Origin of the sequence: Burkholderia sp. BCC1208, from assembly GCF_902833095.1 — a bacterium.
Taxonomy (GTDB): Bacteria; Pseudomonadota; Gammaproteobacteria; order Burkholderiales; family Burkholderiaceae; genus Burkholderia.
This window is the reverse complement of the sequence record NZ_CADFDY010000001.1, coordinates 356,371-371,434: the sequence shown is the minus strand read 5'-3', so window position 1 is coordinate 371,434 and position 15,064 is coordinate 356,371. Positions and strand designations below refer to the sequence as shown.

Here is a 15,064-nt window from a genome sequence, read left to right as displayed (position 1 = left end):
GAGGCCGGCGCGCGGTGGCGGAGCAGTGCACTAGCGAGCGATGGTGGTGCCCTCGAGCAATCGACCGATCGCCGGCGTAACGGCAAGCATGAGGTCGGCCGGCTGCGGATGCCGAGCGATATCGATTGCGCTCGTCATCTTCGCGAATCGCTGCTCGGTCTCGGCTTGTCGTTGGATGATGGCGCGAGCATTCTCCAGCAGGTCTTCCGGCATTGCGTTGCCGTGCTCCTTGAGGTCGAGCGCCGCGAGGCCAGCGTTGGCGAGCCGTGCAAGATCATCCGAAATGGGCAGTGCCGCCTCCAGCAGCGGCCGCCCCTTTGCCGCCTGGGCGAAGGCGGGTGCGTTGTCTCGCCATAGCGTCAGGTGCCGGACGAGCGACGCCACGCGGCTCTTGTCTCCCGACAGGTAAGCGTCGACATCGAGTTCGAAGGCCCTGGCGGTGAGGCTGTCCGCCGACGCTCCGTCAGCCAGTTCGTTGAAGTGCTGGGGTCGAGGCTTCTTGCCCAGGATGAGTGCCGCCAGTACTTTGGCATGCGCGCGGCCGCGTACGGGTTCCACGACATCGAGCAACGTGAGAATCGGGGCAACGTCGTCCGGCGCCAGCCGCGCTGCAATCCGGCGCCTGTTGACGTCGTCCTGCAGCCCCAGAATGCGCAATCTTTCCTGGGTGACGATCAACCGGCGATAGAGATCCGCGCTATCGCGAACCGAGGCTGGCGACCAGAACCGCTCGGCGAGTGCCGCTGTTCGCGGCCACAGCCGTCCTTCAATTTCGTCGGGAGAGAATTCGCCACCCCAGAGTGCTGCTTCCGCGCCGATGACGCGCTTCTTCTGACCTGCCGACAGCGGCGGCAAAGGCTTGGCGACATGGTGTTCGTTGACCAGCCAGCTCAGCGCGGGGTTACCGCGAAGTTCGGCGAGAACGCCCGGCGTGACGGTGCTCGCGGCGCTTGAATCGAAGGGGTCGAGCGCATAGAACTTGGCGGAGGGCCATAGGTAGTCGAGATAGTAGCCCGCCGACACGATGACTCTATTGCCGTCGGCGGTGGCGAGTGCCGTCGAATTCGACGAGCGCCACGCTTGCACGATGACGTCTTTCGGCAAGGGTCGATCGGCGATCTCGTCCCATCCGATCATCGTTTTCCCGTGCCGCGCCAACATCGCATCCATCCGGCGAACGAAGAGCGCCTGGAGATCCTCCTTGGCAGTGATGCCATGTGCTTTCATGAATGCCTGGATATCGGCATTCCCGGCCCAGGCGGCGCCCGCTACTTCATCGCCACCGGTATGAATCCAGGGCCCCGGGAACAGCTGGGCCATTTCTCCGAAGAGGTTATCGAGAAACTGATAGGTCGCTTCGTTCACCGGATTGATCGCCGCGACCGCCCGTAATGCAGGTTTGTCGGGATCGATCGGCGTGGCGGAGAGTTCGGGATAGGCTTTCAACAGCGCGAACGAATGGCCCGGCATGTTGAATGTGGGGACTATCGTGATGCCGCGATCGCTGGCATAGGCGACGAGCTCACGGATTTGCTGCTGCGTGTAGTACCCGGATGTCATGCTGGTCAAACGCGGATAGCGCAGGCTTTCAACCCGAAAAGCATTGTCCCCGGCCAACTCCAGATGCAGGACGTTGAGCTTGACCCGTTCCATCGCATCAATCTGGCGCTTGATGGTCGAGACGGAGATGAAGTTCGTCACTGCATCAAGCATCAAGCCGCGCCAGGCCAGCCGTGGCTTGTCGTCGACGGTAGCGAAATGAAGGGTGGCGCCCTCGCCGAGGTCGACGAGCTGTCGTAGTGTTGCGAGGCCCCGGCTAACGCCGATCGGCTCCTCCGCGCTGAGCATGATGCCTTGCGCTGTCACGGCAAGGTGATAGCTTTCTTTGGCGGTCAGCGCGTCGGGCATTGCCGACGACTTGCAGGAGATCGTGAGCGCAGGCCCGTCGGGTTTGTGGAATTCGAGGCCGGTCAGACGCTCCACGTCGTGCTGAAAACGTGCCACGGCATGATCGGCGAAGCCTTCGCCGCAACCGTTCGTGGTTACGCGAAATGCGCCTGCAATCGGCAGCGTGCCTTCATTGACCGCTATGTGTGCGGGTTGAGGCAGCATGCTTGTTTTTGCAGTGACTTGCGTTGGCATGCCTGGCGAGACGGTATCGGCCATTGCGCCGGTGTTGCCAGCCAGGAGCAATACCATAAGTAATCCAGATCGAAACATATCGCGCATTCCTTTGAATCCTTGCGTAAGGGCTGGCTCTTTGGATGCGATCCGCGTTCCCCTTGCCGTGCCCCCGGTCGAGGGCGAGCAGAGCCGTTTCGGCAAGCACCGCTCCGGTTTCGAGTCGCGGACGTCGTGCTGCCGAGGGGGCATGTGGTTTTCTTTCATGTCGTCTTGGGTTCAAAGCAGTTGGCCAGTGATGCGAAGCTGGTTCTGCACCGCGGTGACACCCCGAATCCGTCGCGTCGCTTCCAGGGCAAGCCCCGCCTGCGTCGTATCGGCGACGCTCCCCTGCAATGTGGCGATACCGTCGCGAACGCGAACGATAATGCGCGTTGCGTTCAACCCTTTCGCGCGTGCCAGTGCGGCTCGGACGCGCCGCGCGAGAAGCCGGTCCTCGGCTTTGCGCTGCTTGTCCGCAGCCGCGTCGGGCGTGGACTGCTGTACGGCGTCGGACGACGGCGGGTCGACTTCTGATCCGTTCGACGCGGTGGGATGCGTGCCGGCCTGAGCGGAACCGGCGACACATGCCGAAATCAACGCCAGAAGCGGAATCGCTCGAGCAAGGTTCTTCATCGGGTGTTTCCTCGTGCGGTGAGGTGGGGAGCAAGTCGAACCACGCATCGGGTGGTGGCGGATAGGCAAGCGGCATGTCTAGAAGCGCGTCATCAGGCCGACCGATACGCCCGTCGTCGCGCTCGCGCCGGGTCGCAGGTTCAGCCCCGCGAGGTTCACTGGATCCCGCTTGTAGGCTCCCGTGAAACCATTGCGGTCCACTTCCGCATAAATTTCGGTTCGCTTCGACAGGAAATATTCGGCGATCAGATACGACGTGATCTTGTGTCCGTTCGCTCCCGGGACGTTGCCGAGGTTGCGGCCGATATCGTCGTAGAGCGCGCCGGTCAATTGGAGGGAGGGCGTCATCTGCCAGATCAGCCCGACGAGCGAAAGATTGTCGCGCCGCGTCGCGCCGCCGGCATGCTTCGCGGTCACGTCGAAACTGGCATTAGCCACTTGCACGCGCACCGGCCCGAGTTGCAGCATGCCGCCCGCCATGATCGTCTGCGCGGCCTGCGTGCCGTCAGGACTGTAGGTCTTGCCGTAGGACACGCCGACGGCGGCGCCTTGGTACTGATACAGCCCCGCTGCGGAGAAGTTGGTGCCGGCACGCTGATTGCCGGCTACGCCACCGGGCGAATAGCTCGCGGAAAACCGGAGGCCGCCAGCCTCGCCAAGGTACTTGATCGTATTGTTGAACCGCGGATCGACCGTGAAATAGTTGCCGAGAAACAGCACGCCCGGCTCCGTCGCGAATGGTCCCAGGCCGCCAGCCGGATCGAGGAGGACGCCGAGATCGCCGGACGCGTTGAACTGTCTGCCGAGCGTGACGCGGCCGAAGGGGCCGCTCACGCCAACATAGGCCGTCTGACCAAACAGGGCCGCGGCAGGCTGCAGCGTTCCCGTGCCGATACTGAACTGGCCTGCAAGCGCGAATATCGCCTTGATGCCGCCGCCGAGATCCTCCCGACCTTTCAGTCCGTACAGGTTGCCGGCGACCGAGTTGTCGTCGAAACCGGCCTGGCCGCCGCCTTTGACGCCGTTTACCCAGCGTATCCCGCCGCCCAGCGTGCCGAACAACGTCACGCTGGACTGAGCCTGGGCGAGTCCTGGTAGTACGGCCAGCAATATGGCCGACAAGGCTTTTTTCACTGCAGTCTCCTGTTTGTATGTTTTGTGTACGGCTTCTTGGCACCTTGCACCGGGCAAACGGCGGCGTTCCACGCGGAGCGAGGCGTAACGCACCGAGCACGTCGTATTGCAGGTCCGGATGCAACTTACAAGTAGTGTGTATTGCTTGTTAATTGAGCAAAGCCTCGGATTGGACAGCCGTCAGCGGCCCGCTACGATCCTGGAGAATCGGCGGTACGACTCGGCGTTGCGGAAGGGAGCGGGGCGCTCGTGACAACCGGCGCCGGACGGGAAAACCGGGCTGGTCAGTCGGCGGAGCGCCGCTTGCCGGTCTTGTTGCGATTGCTGTCGATGTTCTGCTTCGGTACCGGCTGGCGCATCCCTTCGGTAATCAGCCGGATTGCCAGCTCGCGCCAGAGGTGGAACGCGGCGGTGACCTCGCCGAGATCGCCGCCGGTGACCACTTTGACGGTGAGCCCACGGATCACTGCGCTGGTGAGCCATTCGACCCGCTTGACGGTTTCTCCGGCCGGGCTGCCCACGGCTTCGATAACACCGTCGCTCAGATTCGAGAATCCGTCGGTGAAGCGCCCGTGAACCGCGGCGATTGCGCGATCGAGCTCGGGATCGCTTCGCCTGGCCAGTTCGATTTCCATGCTCGCGGCAAACAACGGTGTGCCGATCAATTCTCCAGCCACATCCAGTAACCGCTCAATGCGTTGGAGCGGGTCCGCTACGTTTTGCGCCGCCTCCTGGATGCGCATGAGGCGTGCGCTGATGAGTTGTTCCTGCGCGGCCGCCATCAATTCCGCCTTGGTCGGAAATTGATGCTGCATGGCACCCATGCTCACGGCTGCAGCTTTTCGAATGGCCAGCGTGGTCGCCCCCGAATAGCCGACGGTGTGCAGCAGGTCGATCGCGGCGTTCAAGACTCGCTCGCGTGTCGCTTGGCTTCGTTCTGCTTGCGTGGGTCGGCGTGCGTGCAGTTTGTCGCGAGGGGGTCGATCTATCGTCATTTCCACTTATGCCTCGATCGTGGGCATCGTCATATCGTGTTCAATCGGTGCCGACTGCGCCGGATGTGCAGGATTCGCCTATTGCGGCGAATTTTTCGTCTCTGTGCGTCGGGTAGTCGACAAGTGGCAATTATTGCATTCCTCGTTGCTACCGGAACAGCTGCCGCATGCCTTCTCCATCCTCTTGAAAAAGAGTCGACCTGTTTCAGGATGGGCACAGAAATGAAAAAAGGCCGGCTGGAAGCCGACCTTTTAGAAAACAGATGGTGCCCGGGAGACGACTCGGTCACGCATGCGCCCCCAGCTGCGCTTGCAAGCGCAGCCTTCGAACCTTTACGCAAAGCGCGCAGACGCCTGGCTTCCTTGGGCTTGAAATGAAAAAAGGCCGGCTAGAAGCCGACCTTTTTTCATGAATCAAGTGGTGCCCAGGAGAGGACTCGAACCTCCACGATGTTGCCACCGCTAGGACCTGAACCTAGTGCGTCTACCAATTCCGCCACCTGGGCACGTTTCGCTTGCTGCGATGCGAAGACTACTATTGTAGCGTGTCTTGCCGGGCTGTCAACATAATTTGACGTTGGGGACGAAAATAATTTAGCGGGCTTGCCGGGGACACCGGGCAGTGAAGTCGAAGAATGCTGAAGGCGATAAACGGAGCCGGCGTCGGATGGCGTTGAACAATCATCGCCCTCGTCGCGCCAGCTTCGCCCCGTGCCAGGTACGTCGGTTGCTCGAAGGACCACGTAAGCTTTTGCAAGGAGAGCGACATGCCCGAACGGAAAACGATCGAGCGAGCACGCGCCGACAAGCGCGCAGGGAAGTCACCGAGCACGCAAGCAGGTGAGTTCGTCAAGGAGGAGGTCGACCGCGTACGCAGCGGCAAGCACGGTGTGCGCTCCGCCCGGCAGGCAGTGGCGATCGGCTTGTCGAAGGCCCGGCGCGCGGGCGTCGACCTGAAGCCGCCCACGAAGGGCAAGGCAAGCGAAGCGACGCGCAAGAAGGCCGCGCAGGACGCCGCTGCGGGCCAAGGCAGGAAGATGACGGGCCAAAGCACGGAATCGAAAGCAAAACGTTCCCGAACCACGACCGCCGTGTTGAAGCGCGAGAGCAAGGCCGGGGCATCGACAGGCGCGATGTCGAAGCAGGCGAAGAGCGCCGCGGCGCGTCGTCCGGCCGCCAGCCGCTCCGCGGCGGCCAAGAAGGCCGCGCAGACCAAGGGCGCGGCGGGTCGCTCCGCGGCGGCGAAGAAGGCGGCGCGGACGCGGGCGGCGCATGCGCACCAGGGGCATCGGTAAGGTCCGAATGGGTGGAGCGACGGTTTCTCGATAGTGGGGGCGCCGAAACCTCGGCGGGACGGGCGGAGCCTTTGCATGTCGACGCGTGCGGAATGGCGGCCGCTACGTTCCGACGTTTCCGACCGCCCGTGACGCCGGGCACCGATGCGGCCATGCCGGTTGCCGCTACCCGAATGACTGTTGGGGTGGAGAAAGCTGCCTGAAGCGTTTCCACAGCTTTTTCATCCGAACATAATCGGCAGCCACGCGTGCAGCCCAGAACCCTCGCGCGAACGCTGCGCCCGATGCGGTAGCGGAATGGGTAAGGGGGAGCGAATCCAGCAGACGGTGGGCCACCACTGCGTCGTTGCGCCAGCCCAGGTCGTCCTGCAAGGTACTCAACGTCGCGACGTAATGCTTCACGGCCGATTTCGAAAATAGCGAAGCAAAGAATTCCGTGGCATACCGAAGTTTCTTTGCTGCAATACGAGCCCGATGCCGGCGGCGATCGTCGAGACCGGCCAGCCCTCGGCCTCGTTTGAGCAGCTTGTCGTGCCTGCGGCGCAGGATGTCGGATGCAAGCCGCTTCGCCGGCTTTTGCAGGGTTTCGCACGCCTGCTGCGCCATGCCGTCACGCCATCCTGCGCCATTGAGCCAATGCGTCAGTTGAAGCATCAGTCGCGTATAACGGACGGAATTTGCAGCCGCGGCTGCATGGGCGCGCTTTTTCGTTGCAATCTGCTTGCATGCGCGTTCCACGGCACGACGTTCTTCTTTCTTGTCCGTCTCTGCAAGTGCCTGGCCAAGTGTCGAGCGGGTGAGCACTTCCCAGTCGCGCGCATCCCCAAGTTCCGATGCGATCCAGCGCAATTCGTCCTGAAGCCCCGGATAAGCGGGAATGACCTTATCGAACAGATCGAGCGCGGAGCGCAAGCGCCTGAGACCGACGCGCATCTGATGGACACTTGACGGGTCGTGACCGGATACGACTCCTCGTTCGTTCGCGTGAATCTGTTCGAGGCAATTGCGTGCAATCTTGCTGAATGCCGTCTCGACGCTGTCTCGTTTGTGAAGCGTCACCGGCCGCGCCTTGACGGGCGTCTGATGTCCTTGCAGAAGCATTTCATAGCCGCGGTCGGCCTTGCTCATGTAGTCGAAGCGCAGCGGGACTGTTTCCAGCAGATCGAGCGCGATTCGATAAAGACGGTCGGGCTCACCCTGCTTCAGTTCCATTTCGACAGCTGCGATGGAAGTCGATGCCGTGTCGGTATCGATGGTGCCTTCATCGATCGCGAACTCGATTTCCTCGCCGGCTTGCAAGCGCAATGGCAAAACGGTGCGGCGAATCCTCGTGACGAAGCGCGCTTCGAGTTGCGCGGCCGTGTGTTCGTCGCGGATGAGCTTTCCCACGCCGCTATCGGCAGGTATCGCATCGTAGAACAATCTCAAATCGGGAGCGTCGCCCTCGACCGGCATTTCGAATTCGTCGCGCTCGTACAGGCCAGCCTCTGCGGATCCGTCGAGCTTGATCGTCTGGATGGTCTTGTCGTTGTGATTTCGCACGCGCAGGGACGCATTGCACTGACGAAATGCCAGGTCAGACGTGTCGTAGTAGGTGCTGGTCAGCAGTGTTTCCGGCAAGGCGGCGTCCTTGCAATCCGAGAACATGGGCGCCTCGCGGATTTTGCCGACGTCCTTGAGGTCGACCAGCAGCTTCAATTCGCTTTCCATTGCACCTCCTTGCTCGTCACCGTCCGGGTAGTCCCGACGTCGTCGTGCGGCGAAGCGACTGATTCGACTGAACCGGCGAGCATTTTTCGCGCCCCTGACACCCGCGCGCGGGCTTGATGGGAACGGTCACGCAGGCTCGGAGTGTCGACTTTCGTTCCCATCGCCCAGCCCCCCGCCGCGCGGGCAGAGATATTTGCGCCAGCGAGGTAAAACATACAAATCGACGGAGGTGCGGTAGTACGGAATCGAGACGATCAAAAGCGCGTTCATCCGCCGGGTACAGGTTTTGCAACGTGAAGGAAAGCGTGCTCCGCATGGACTATTAGCTGGGAGGCTCGTCATGGAACCGCGCGATCCGAAAGTTCATTATCAGGCCAATATCTGGCGGGGCGAGATGCGTGGCTCGTGATGGCGTGATACGCGGATTGAAGGTGCTTGCCCGCTGGGTGCCGGGCATCGAATGGGTCAGGGCGTACCGGATAGCGTGGCTGCCGGGCGACGCAATCGCGGGCGTAACGCTCAGCGCCGTGCTGGTGCCCGCCGGTATGGCCTACGCGACTGCGTCCGGCCTTTCACCCGCGTCCGGACTCTATGCCTCGATTGCCGCGCTGGTCACCTATGCTGCGTTCGGACCGAGCCGAATCCTCGTGCTCGGACCAGACTCCGCGCTCATCGCGCTCATCGCGGCGAGCGTCATGCCGCTCGCGCACGGCAACCTCCAGCATGCGGCCGCGCTCGCGAGTGCGCTGGCATTGCTCTCCGGAGCCATCTGTCTGGCGGTAGGCCTGACCCGGCTGGGCTTCATCACCGATCTGCTCTCCACGCCGATCCGCTACGGCTATCTGAACGGCATCATTGTGACGATCATCGTCAGTCAGTTGCCGAAGCTGCTCGGTCTGGCGGTGCATGAAGCACCGATTCCGCAACAATTGCGCGAGCTCGCAAGCGCCGTCGCTTCAGGAAAGACCAACTTCGCGGCATTGACGATCGGTGTGCTGTCGCTGGCCGTGATCCTGGCGTTCAAACGCTGGATGCCGAAAGTGCCGGGTGTTCTGGTCGCCGTGGCGGTGGCGACGGTCGGGAGCGCGCATTTCGATCTGGTCGCACGGGCGCGCGTGAGTGTGGTGGGCGCCTTGCCTCAGGGGTTGCCGCTGCCGGATTTTCCGGCGTTAGCCTCGAACGAGTGGCTTGCGCTATCCGCGAGCGCCGCCGCCGTCGCGTTGGTGTCGTTTACCGACATCAGCATGCTGTCGCAGATCTATGGTGCCCGTAGCGGCGGCGACGTCGACCGCAATCGCGAATTCGTGGCACTCGGTATCGCGAACGTCACGGCCGGACTCTTTCATGGGTTCTCCGTCGCGGCCAGCGGATCGCGCACGCCGGTCGTCGAGGCAGCGGGCGCGAAGAGTCAGGCCTGCGGCCTGATCGCGGCGCTCATCGTTGCGGCGTTGCTGCTTTTCGCGCCGCAGGCACTGCGTGATACGCCGCACGCTACACTCGCGGCCGTCGTCGTGGCTGCATCGCTCTCGTTGATCGAAATCAGCGGGATGCGACGGCTCTACCGGTTGCGTCGTCCGGAATTCGTGCAGTCGCTCGCATGCTTTGCCGGAGTCGTGCTGTCGGGCGTGGTGGTCGGCGTGGGCATCGCCCTCGGGCTTGCCGTGCTGACCTTTCTCTGGCGGGCGTGGCGCCCTTATTCAGCGGTGCTCGGCCGGCGCGACGGCGTGAAGGGCTATCACGATGTCGCGCGTCATCCCGACGCGCGGCGCATTCCCGGCCTGGTTCTTCTGCGCTGGGATGCACCGCTGTTCTTTGCCAATGCAGAAATCTTTTACGAGCGCGTCATGACTGCTGCACGCACTGCGCCAACCCGCACACACTGGCTCGCCATTGCGGCCGAGCCCGTGACGGATATCGATGTCACAGCGGCCGACATGCTGGCGAGGCTCGACGACGAACTCGACGATTTGCATGTGCAGCTATGCTTCGCGGAACTCAAGGGCCCGGTCAAGGACATCCTGAAACGGTACGGACTGTTCGAGCGGATCGGCGAAGAGCACTTTATGCCAACGGTCGGCGAAGCCGTGTCGGCGTATCTGAAATCCCACTCGGTCGACTGGCATGATTGGGAAGGAGACGCGTGATCCTCGCGCCGGGTGCCGACGTCAGTAGCAATACGAACGATCACTGTTTCTTCGGCGACGCCGCGGCAGGCGCGGATGAATCGGCTGTGTCCGCGCTCGGCGTGCCCGGCGGCAGATGCAGTCCTTTTCCCTTTTTGCGCTGCCCTGGCGGCGGAGCGGTGGGTTGTTGAGACTGCATTGCCGTTATCAGTTGCTGGCATGGCAGCGGTTTGTGATTGCTCGGTGCAATCAGCGGAATCAGGGCGGCAAACGGATTAAGAAGACCGAGGCCGACCATCGCGCCGCCGCGTAACGCGAGGGCGGTCGGATTCACACCGACATGCGGATTCTTGAAGGTGCCCTTGACGTAGAGCGGCGAGCGCAGCGTGAAAATACGCAGACCCTTCGTGTGCGGGTGCACGCCGAGATCCATCGTTTCGTCCTTCATGTTCACCTTGCCGTCGACGTTGATCACCGCGTCGTCCGTATCGAGCGCGAACGCGTGCGAATCGAGAATGCCATCCGTGACGACGAAATCGGCGGCGGCACAGTTGATATGCACGACGCGTTCGCCATAGAGCTTTTCGTATACGACATTGGCCACGTTGAGGCCCGCGGCTTCCAGCAGCAGACGGCTGAGCGTGCCGTCGGTGACGAGCAGCTTCACCTCGCCATTGGAGGTGGCCGCGAGCGCCGCCGGCGTATTGCCTGTCGCGGACAACTGCGCGTCGCCGTTGACTTCGCCGAGCGCGCTCTGCATCGTCTTCACGGTCGGCAGCAATTGCTTCAGCCTGAGATGGCGCATTTGCGTCGAAGCGCGGGCCTTGAGCGGTCTCGCGCTGCCGTCGAGATGGAGGTTCGACGCCATCGAGCCGCCCGCGACGCCGAACTTCAGAGGCTCCAGCGACAGCACGCCGTCGGTCATCACGATGTGCGTGTACAGATCCGTAACGGGCAGTGCCGGGTTCCTGACGATGCGGCGGCCCGTGAATTTCACGTCGGCGTCGATCGCCTTCCAGCGCTCGGTCCTGAAGCCTTCGGTAGGCACGGCCTTGTTCGGCGGCTGCCGTGCGGCGACGCCGCGCTTCGCCTTGCTCGCGTTACTGTCCGCGCCCACCACCGGCGCGAGATCCTTGAACTGCAGCAGATTCGAAACCAGCTCGCCTTTGAGCAGCGGACGCGGCTGACGCTGTGTATAGATCAACGTGCCATTCAGGTCGCTTCCGCCCACCCGGCTTGTAAATTTTTCATAGCGGAACACGCTGCTGCCCGACTGGATGTTGCCTGTCAGGTGACCTTCCGTTGCATAGGGCGGTGTCGCGGGAAGCGTGATGCCCGTCAATTGATACAGGCGATCCATGCTGGAGCCTTGCAGCCACAGGCGCAAATCGACGGCAGCCAGATGCGCGAGGTTCGTGACGGTGCCGACCAATGAGATACGCAGGTCGCCTGCCTTGACGTCAGCCTGCACGGGGATGGGCCGCGAGGCGTCCTGCAGGGCAAGCAGGCCGCCAAGCTTGCCGCTGCCCGACACGGGGGAACGGCGGTAGCTGCCTGTTACTGTCCAGCCGATGCCGTATTGCGGTTCGTTCTTCTGCTGCGCGACGGAGGCAGTGGTTCCACTTGCGTCGGTCTGGCCAGCCGACGCGCTGCTTCCGCGCGTAGTCGCCGGCGCCGGCACGCCCGACGCTTCCGATGCAGTCGCTTTTGCCTGTGCGCTCAGTTGTTGCGCACCTCGCTTGCCGACGGCCTCGGCCGACGCGCTGCGTGACTTTCGTTCTTGCTGCCTGAGCGCTTCGCCGATCGGAATCGGTTGGCCGAGCGTATCGACCGTGGCCTGCATCACGATCTCTTTTTGCTGGTCGGAGAGCGCGACGATGCCCTTGTTGAGTCGAATGTCGTGCAGATCGAGCTTCCAGTCCAATGGTCGAGCGGAGGACTTGAGCTTGAAGGTCCAGTTGTTTCGTCCATCGGCGAGTCGCTCGAGGTCGACGGAAGGATTCGTCAGATTGATCGTCGGAATGACGATGTCATGCGTGAGCAGCGGAAGCAGCTTCACCTGGAACTCGATTTCGTCGAGCGTGGCGAAGTGCGGCCGTTTCGCCCAGTCGGGATTGGCGATCGTGATATTTCGCGCGGCAAAGGTCGGCCACAGCACCCACGCGCGCCAACCCGTTTCTCCGGCGGCGCGATGCCATCTCACCGTCAGATCGCCCTGGATGACGAACGGGCGGCCTATCGCTGCGCTAACCTTGTTGTCGACGAGGGGTCGCGCGCGATTCCAGTCGAACGTGAAAATGAACAGCACGACCGCTGAGGCCAGAATGATCAGCACTACGACGAGCCACGCCACGACCCTGCCGATCATTCTGCCGACGGTCGTTCCGGGCGAGTGCAGTACGGCCATGGCGGTCCCGTCGAGAATACGACCTTAGGTCGCGACGCAGCATGCGACGTGCCCACGACCGTCGCATCGACAGGGCGCGGCGCCCGAGATCGGCTTCATAGGCGGGCATCGGTTTTGCTCGCCGATCGTTATCGATTCGGGTTCGAGGCGACGTGACGACGACTCATACTGCTCGGCGCGGGCAAAGAGCTGGATGCGTTGCAGATCGGCATGCGGCCGCTCGCCGGATTGGTCCTCGCGCTGATAGGGGGGCGGGATTCCCGGTCGGCGCGCGTTTGACCAGACGCTCGGCGTTCGACGCGTCGTCGCTTCGACCACGATGGAGCACGGAATACCGCCGTGCGAAAGCGAGCAACGGATTCCCGCACCGGATAAAGGAGAAACTCGATGACGAAGTCACCCGCAGCCAAAGATGCCACACCTGAATCCCGCGATCCGTTCGTGATGGATATCGCAAAAATTCGCGAAGACGCGCGCAAGCACATGTCGGATGGCCCGGTCACGCAAACTTATGGCGCGGACCGCACCGTGGTGCTGAAGCTGCTCAATGATGCGCTGGCGACGGAGATCGTCTGCACGTTGCGCTACAAGCGGCACTATTTCATGGCCAAGGGCATCAATTCCGAGGCAGTAGCGCAAGAGTTTGCCCAGCACGCGACCGAAGAGCAGGGGCACGCCGATCGGATTGCCGAGCGCATCGTGCAACTCGGCGGCGAGCCGGATTTCGCGCCGGACGGCCTGAAGACGCGCGCCCATTCCGAGTACAACGAAGGCACGGACCTCACCAGCATGATTCGCGAGAACCTGGTGGCCGAGCGGATCGCGATCGATACGTATCGCGAAATCGTTCGCTATCTCGGCGAGAAGGATGTCACGACGCGCCGGCTATTCGAGGAAATCCTCGCGGTAGAGGAAGAACATGCCGACGATATGGCCGATCTGCTCCAGGGACGCGAGTAATCGGCGGGAGGCGCTACGCCGGGTGCGTGCGTCCGTGTTCGTGAACCCGGCGCGCAGGCGCTGATTTTTCAGGCTCTCACGCAACCGGCGCAGGCGCTTCGTGAGGGCTTGAAATGAAAAAAGGCCGGCTAGAAGCCGACCTTTTTTCATGAATCAAGTGGTGCCCAGGAGAGGACTCGAACCTCCACGATGTTGCCACCGCTAGGACCTGAACCTAGTGCGTCTACCAATTCCGCCACCTGGGCACGTTTCGCTTGCTGCGATGCGAAGACCGCTATTGTAGCGTGCTGGCGGAGTCTGTCAACACAATCTCATCCGAAACAGCAAAAATATCGCGCGCCTTATGCGCCGCGATCGTCACGCGCCCACCGGCTCCGCGTGCTTCGCCGTGAAATTCCAGCGTTGCGCCTGGCTCGTATCGACGCGAGCGGGCAGCAGTCCCGCCGCCAGGAACGTATCGGCGATCTTCTGTTGTTCGCCGAAGTTTTGCGCGGCCACCGCGCGGACGAGGTAGCTGCGTCGCGCATTCGCGCGTGCGATCGTCGCGGCATCGAGCCCCCAGATCGGCGCGAGCGTGTTCGCGGCCTCCTGCGGATGGTCGCGCAGCCACGCGCCGGCCAGCGACAGTTGGTCGAACAGGATCTGGACGACGTCGGGGCGCGCGGCGGCAAAAGTGCTCGATGCGAGGTAGTAGCGCTGGTACGACGCGAGTCCGTTGCCGTCGGCCAGGATCCGCACGTCGGGATTCCGGTCGACCGACGCGACATAGGGGTCCCAGGTGATCCATGCGTCCACGCTGCCGCGCTCGAATGCGGCGCGGCCGTCCGCGGGCGTCAGGTAATGGATCGCCACGTCGGCGGGCGCGAGCTTCGCGCGCGCGAGCGCGGCAAGCAGCAGGTAGTGACTGCCGGCCGCCTTCGTGACGGCGATACGCCGGCCCTTGAGATCGGCGAGCGTGCGCAGCGCGCTGTCCTGCTTGACGACGATTGCCTGAGCCTTCGGCGAAGGCGCTTCCTGCGCGACGTACACGAAACGCGCGTGCGCGGCCTGCGCGAAGACCGGGACCGTATCGGCCACGTCGGCACTGAAGTCGACGGCGCCGACATTGAGCGCTTCGGTCAATGGCAATCCGCTCGCGAATTCATGCCATGACACGCGCAGGCCGAGCGGCGTCAGCGCCTGCTCGAGCGTGCCGCGCGTCTTGAGCAGCGTGATCAGCGTCGACGACTTCTGGTAACCGATGCGCAGCGTGGCCGGCGCGTTCTCGGCGTGCGCGCGGACACCGGCGGCAGCGAGGCCCGCGGCCAGCATCGCGCGCGTGAATGCGCGGCGGTTCATCGACGTCATGAAGGGGGCTCCTCGTTGGATGCGTTGAAAGCGAGGCGGCTAACGTAACAACGGGGAGGGTGATTGATAACCGATAAATTCTGCTATCGATCGGAGCGCCCGACATAAGGGCGGACGACATGCGCGCGGCAAGCGCTGAAATGAAAAAAGGCCGGCTAAAAGCCGGCCTTTTTTCATAAATCAAGTGGTGCCCAGGAGAGGACTCGAACCTCCACGATGTTGCCACCGCTAGGACCTGAACCTAGTGCGTCTACCAATTCCGCCACCTGGGCACGTTTTGCAGTAGCTGCCTGCTGC

At 62.8% G+C, this 15,064-nt stretch carries 10 protein-coding genes and 3 tRNA genes; 3 read left to right on the top strand and 10 right to left on the bottom strand.

All coding sequences use genetic code 11. The features are described 5' to 3' along the window. Positions 1-30: 30 nt before the first annotated feature. From HWX09_RS01690 to HWX09_RS01670, 5 genes are all read right to left on the bottom strand, one after another. A complete protein-coding gene (locus tag HWX09_RS01690; RefSeq protein WP_051421389.1) occupies positions 31-2,199 on the bottom strand; it encodes a family 20 glycosylhydrolase in 2,169 nt (722 codons plus the stop codon). Between the two features lie 201 nt (positions 2,200-2,400). Continuing rightward, entirely contained in the window at positions 2,401-2,796 is a 396-nt protein-coding gene (locus HWX09_RS01685) for a BON domain-containing protein (protein ID WP_051421390.1), read from the bottom strand. Positions 2,797-2,874: 78 nt separating this feature from the next. Next, positions 2,875-3,930 (bottom strand): porin, encoded by a 1,056-nt coding sequence (locus HWX09_RS01680; RefSeq protein ID WP_027784317.1) that lies wholly within the window; start codon positions 3,928-3,930, stop codon positions 2,875-2,877. A gap of 284 nt (positions 3,931-4,214) precedes the next feature. Further along, on the bottom strand, positions 4,215-4,838 hold the full coding sequence (locus HWX09_RS01675; RefSeq protein WP_230469128.1) for a TetR/AcrR family transcriptional regulator: 624 nt from the start codon (positions 4,836-4,838) through the stop codon (positions 4,215-4,217). A gap of 506 nt (positions 4,839-5,344) precedes the next feature. Beyond that, positions 5,345-5,431: transfer RNA gene (locus HWX09_RS01670), tRNA-Leu, on the bottom strand. 261 nt (positions 5,432-5,692) lie between these two features. Between HWX09_RS01670 and HWX09_RS01665 the strand changes: the two genes are divergently transcribed. Then, complete coding sequence (locus HWX09_RS01665; RefSeq protein ID WP_027784319.1) at positions 5,693-6,220, top strand: DUF6496 domain-containing protein; 528 nt, start codon at positions 5,693-5,695, stop codon at positions 6,218-6,220. Between the two features lie 165 nt (positions 6,221-6,385). On the opposite strand, the gene HWX09_RS01660 is transcribed toward HWX09_RS01665, so the two are convergent. Further along, positions 6,386-7,930, bottom strand: coding sequence for a CYTH and CHAD domain-containing protein (locus HWX09_RS01660; protein ID WP_027784320.1), 1,545 nt, complete (start codon positions 7,928-7,930; stop codon positions 6,386-6,388). Between the two features lie 398 nt (positions 7,931-8,328). Here HWX09_RS01660 and sulP point away from each other — a divergent pair, with 398 nt between their 5' ends. Further along, on the top strand, positions 8,329-10,074 hold the full coding sequence (gene sulP / locus HWX09_RS01655) for a sulfate permease (RefSeq protein ID WP_027784321.1): 1,746 nt from the start codon (positions 8,329-8,331) through the stop codon (positions 10,072-10,074). Between the two features lie 40 nt (positions 10,075-10,114). Here the strand turns inward: sulP and HWX09_RS01650 are convergent, their stop codons facing one another. Further along, positions 10,115-12,460, bottom strand: a complete 2,346-nt coding sequence (locus HWX09_RS01650; protein WP_027784322.1) for an AsmA family protein — start codon at positions 12,458-12,460, stop codon at positions 10,115-10,117. Between the two features lie 387 nt (positions 12,461-12,847). Between HWX09_RS01650 and HWX09_RS01645 the strand changes: the two genes are divergently transcribed. Then, on the top strand, positions 12,848-13,420 hold the full coding sequence (locus HWX09_RS01645) for a ferritin-like domain-containing protein (protein WP_027784323.1): 573 nt from the start codon (positions 12,848-12,850) through the stop codon (positions 13,418-13,420). 158 nt (positions 13,421-13,578) lie between these two features. Here the strand turns inward: HWX09_RS01645 and HWX09_RS01640 are convergent. The 3 genes from HWX09_RS01640 to HWX09_RS01630 form a co-directional block, all read right to left on the bottom strand. Beyond that, a tRNA-Leu gene (locus HWX09_RS01640) sits at positions 13,579-13,665 on the bottom strand. 112 nt (positions 13,666-13,777) lie between these two features. Continuing rightward, positions 13,778-14,767 (bottom strand): aliphatic sulfonate ABC transporter substrate-binding protein, encoded by a 990-nt coding sequence (locus HWX09_RS01635; RefSeq protein WP_027784324.1) that lies wholly within the window; start codon positions 14,765-14,767, stop codon positions 13,778-13,780. A 185-nt stretch (positions 14,768-14,952) separates the two neighbouring features. Then, positions 14,953-15,039 (bottom strand) — tRNA-Leu (locus HWX09_RS01630). Between the last annotated feature and the right edge of the window lie 25 nt (positions 15,040-15,064).

Excerpts from the sequence above, each read along its gene's own strand:
- HWX09_RS01690 (WP_051421389.1), bottom strand. The coding sequence starts at position 2,199 with ATGGTATTGCTCCTGGCTGGCAACACCGGCGCAATGGCCGATACCGTC.
- HWX09_RS01685 (WP_051421390.1), bottom strand. The coding sequence starts at position 2,796 with ATGAAGAACCTTGCTCGAGCGATTCCGCTTCTGGCGTTGATTTCGGCA.
- HWX09_RS01665 (WP_027784319.1), top strand. The coding sequence starts at position 5,693 with ATGCCCGAACGGAAAACGATCGAGCGAGCACGCGCCGACAAGCGCGCA.
- HWX09_RS01660 (WP_027784320.1), bottom strand. The coding sequence starts at position 7,930 with ATGGAAAGCGAATTGAAGCTGCTGGTCGACCTCAAGGACGTCGGCAAA.
- HWX09_RS01650 (WP_027784322.1), bottom strand. The coding sequence starts at position 12,460 with ATGGCCGTACTGCACTCGCCCGGAACGACCGTCGGCAGAATGATCGGC.
- HWX09_RS01645 (WP_027784323.1), top strand. The coding sequence starts at position 12,848 with ATGACGAAGTCACCCGCAGCCAAAGATGCCACACCTGAATCCCGCGAT.
- HWX09_RS01635 (WP_027784324.1), bottom strand. The coding sequence starts at position 14,767 with ATGACGTCGATGAACCGCCGCGCATTCACGCGCGCGATGCTGGCCGCG.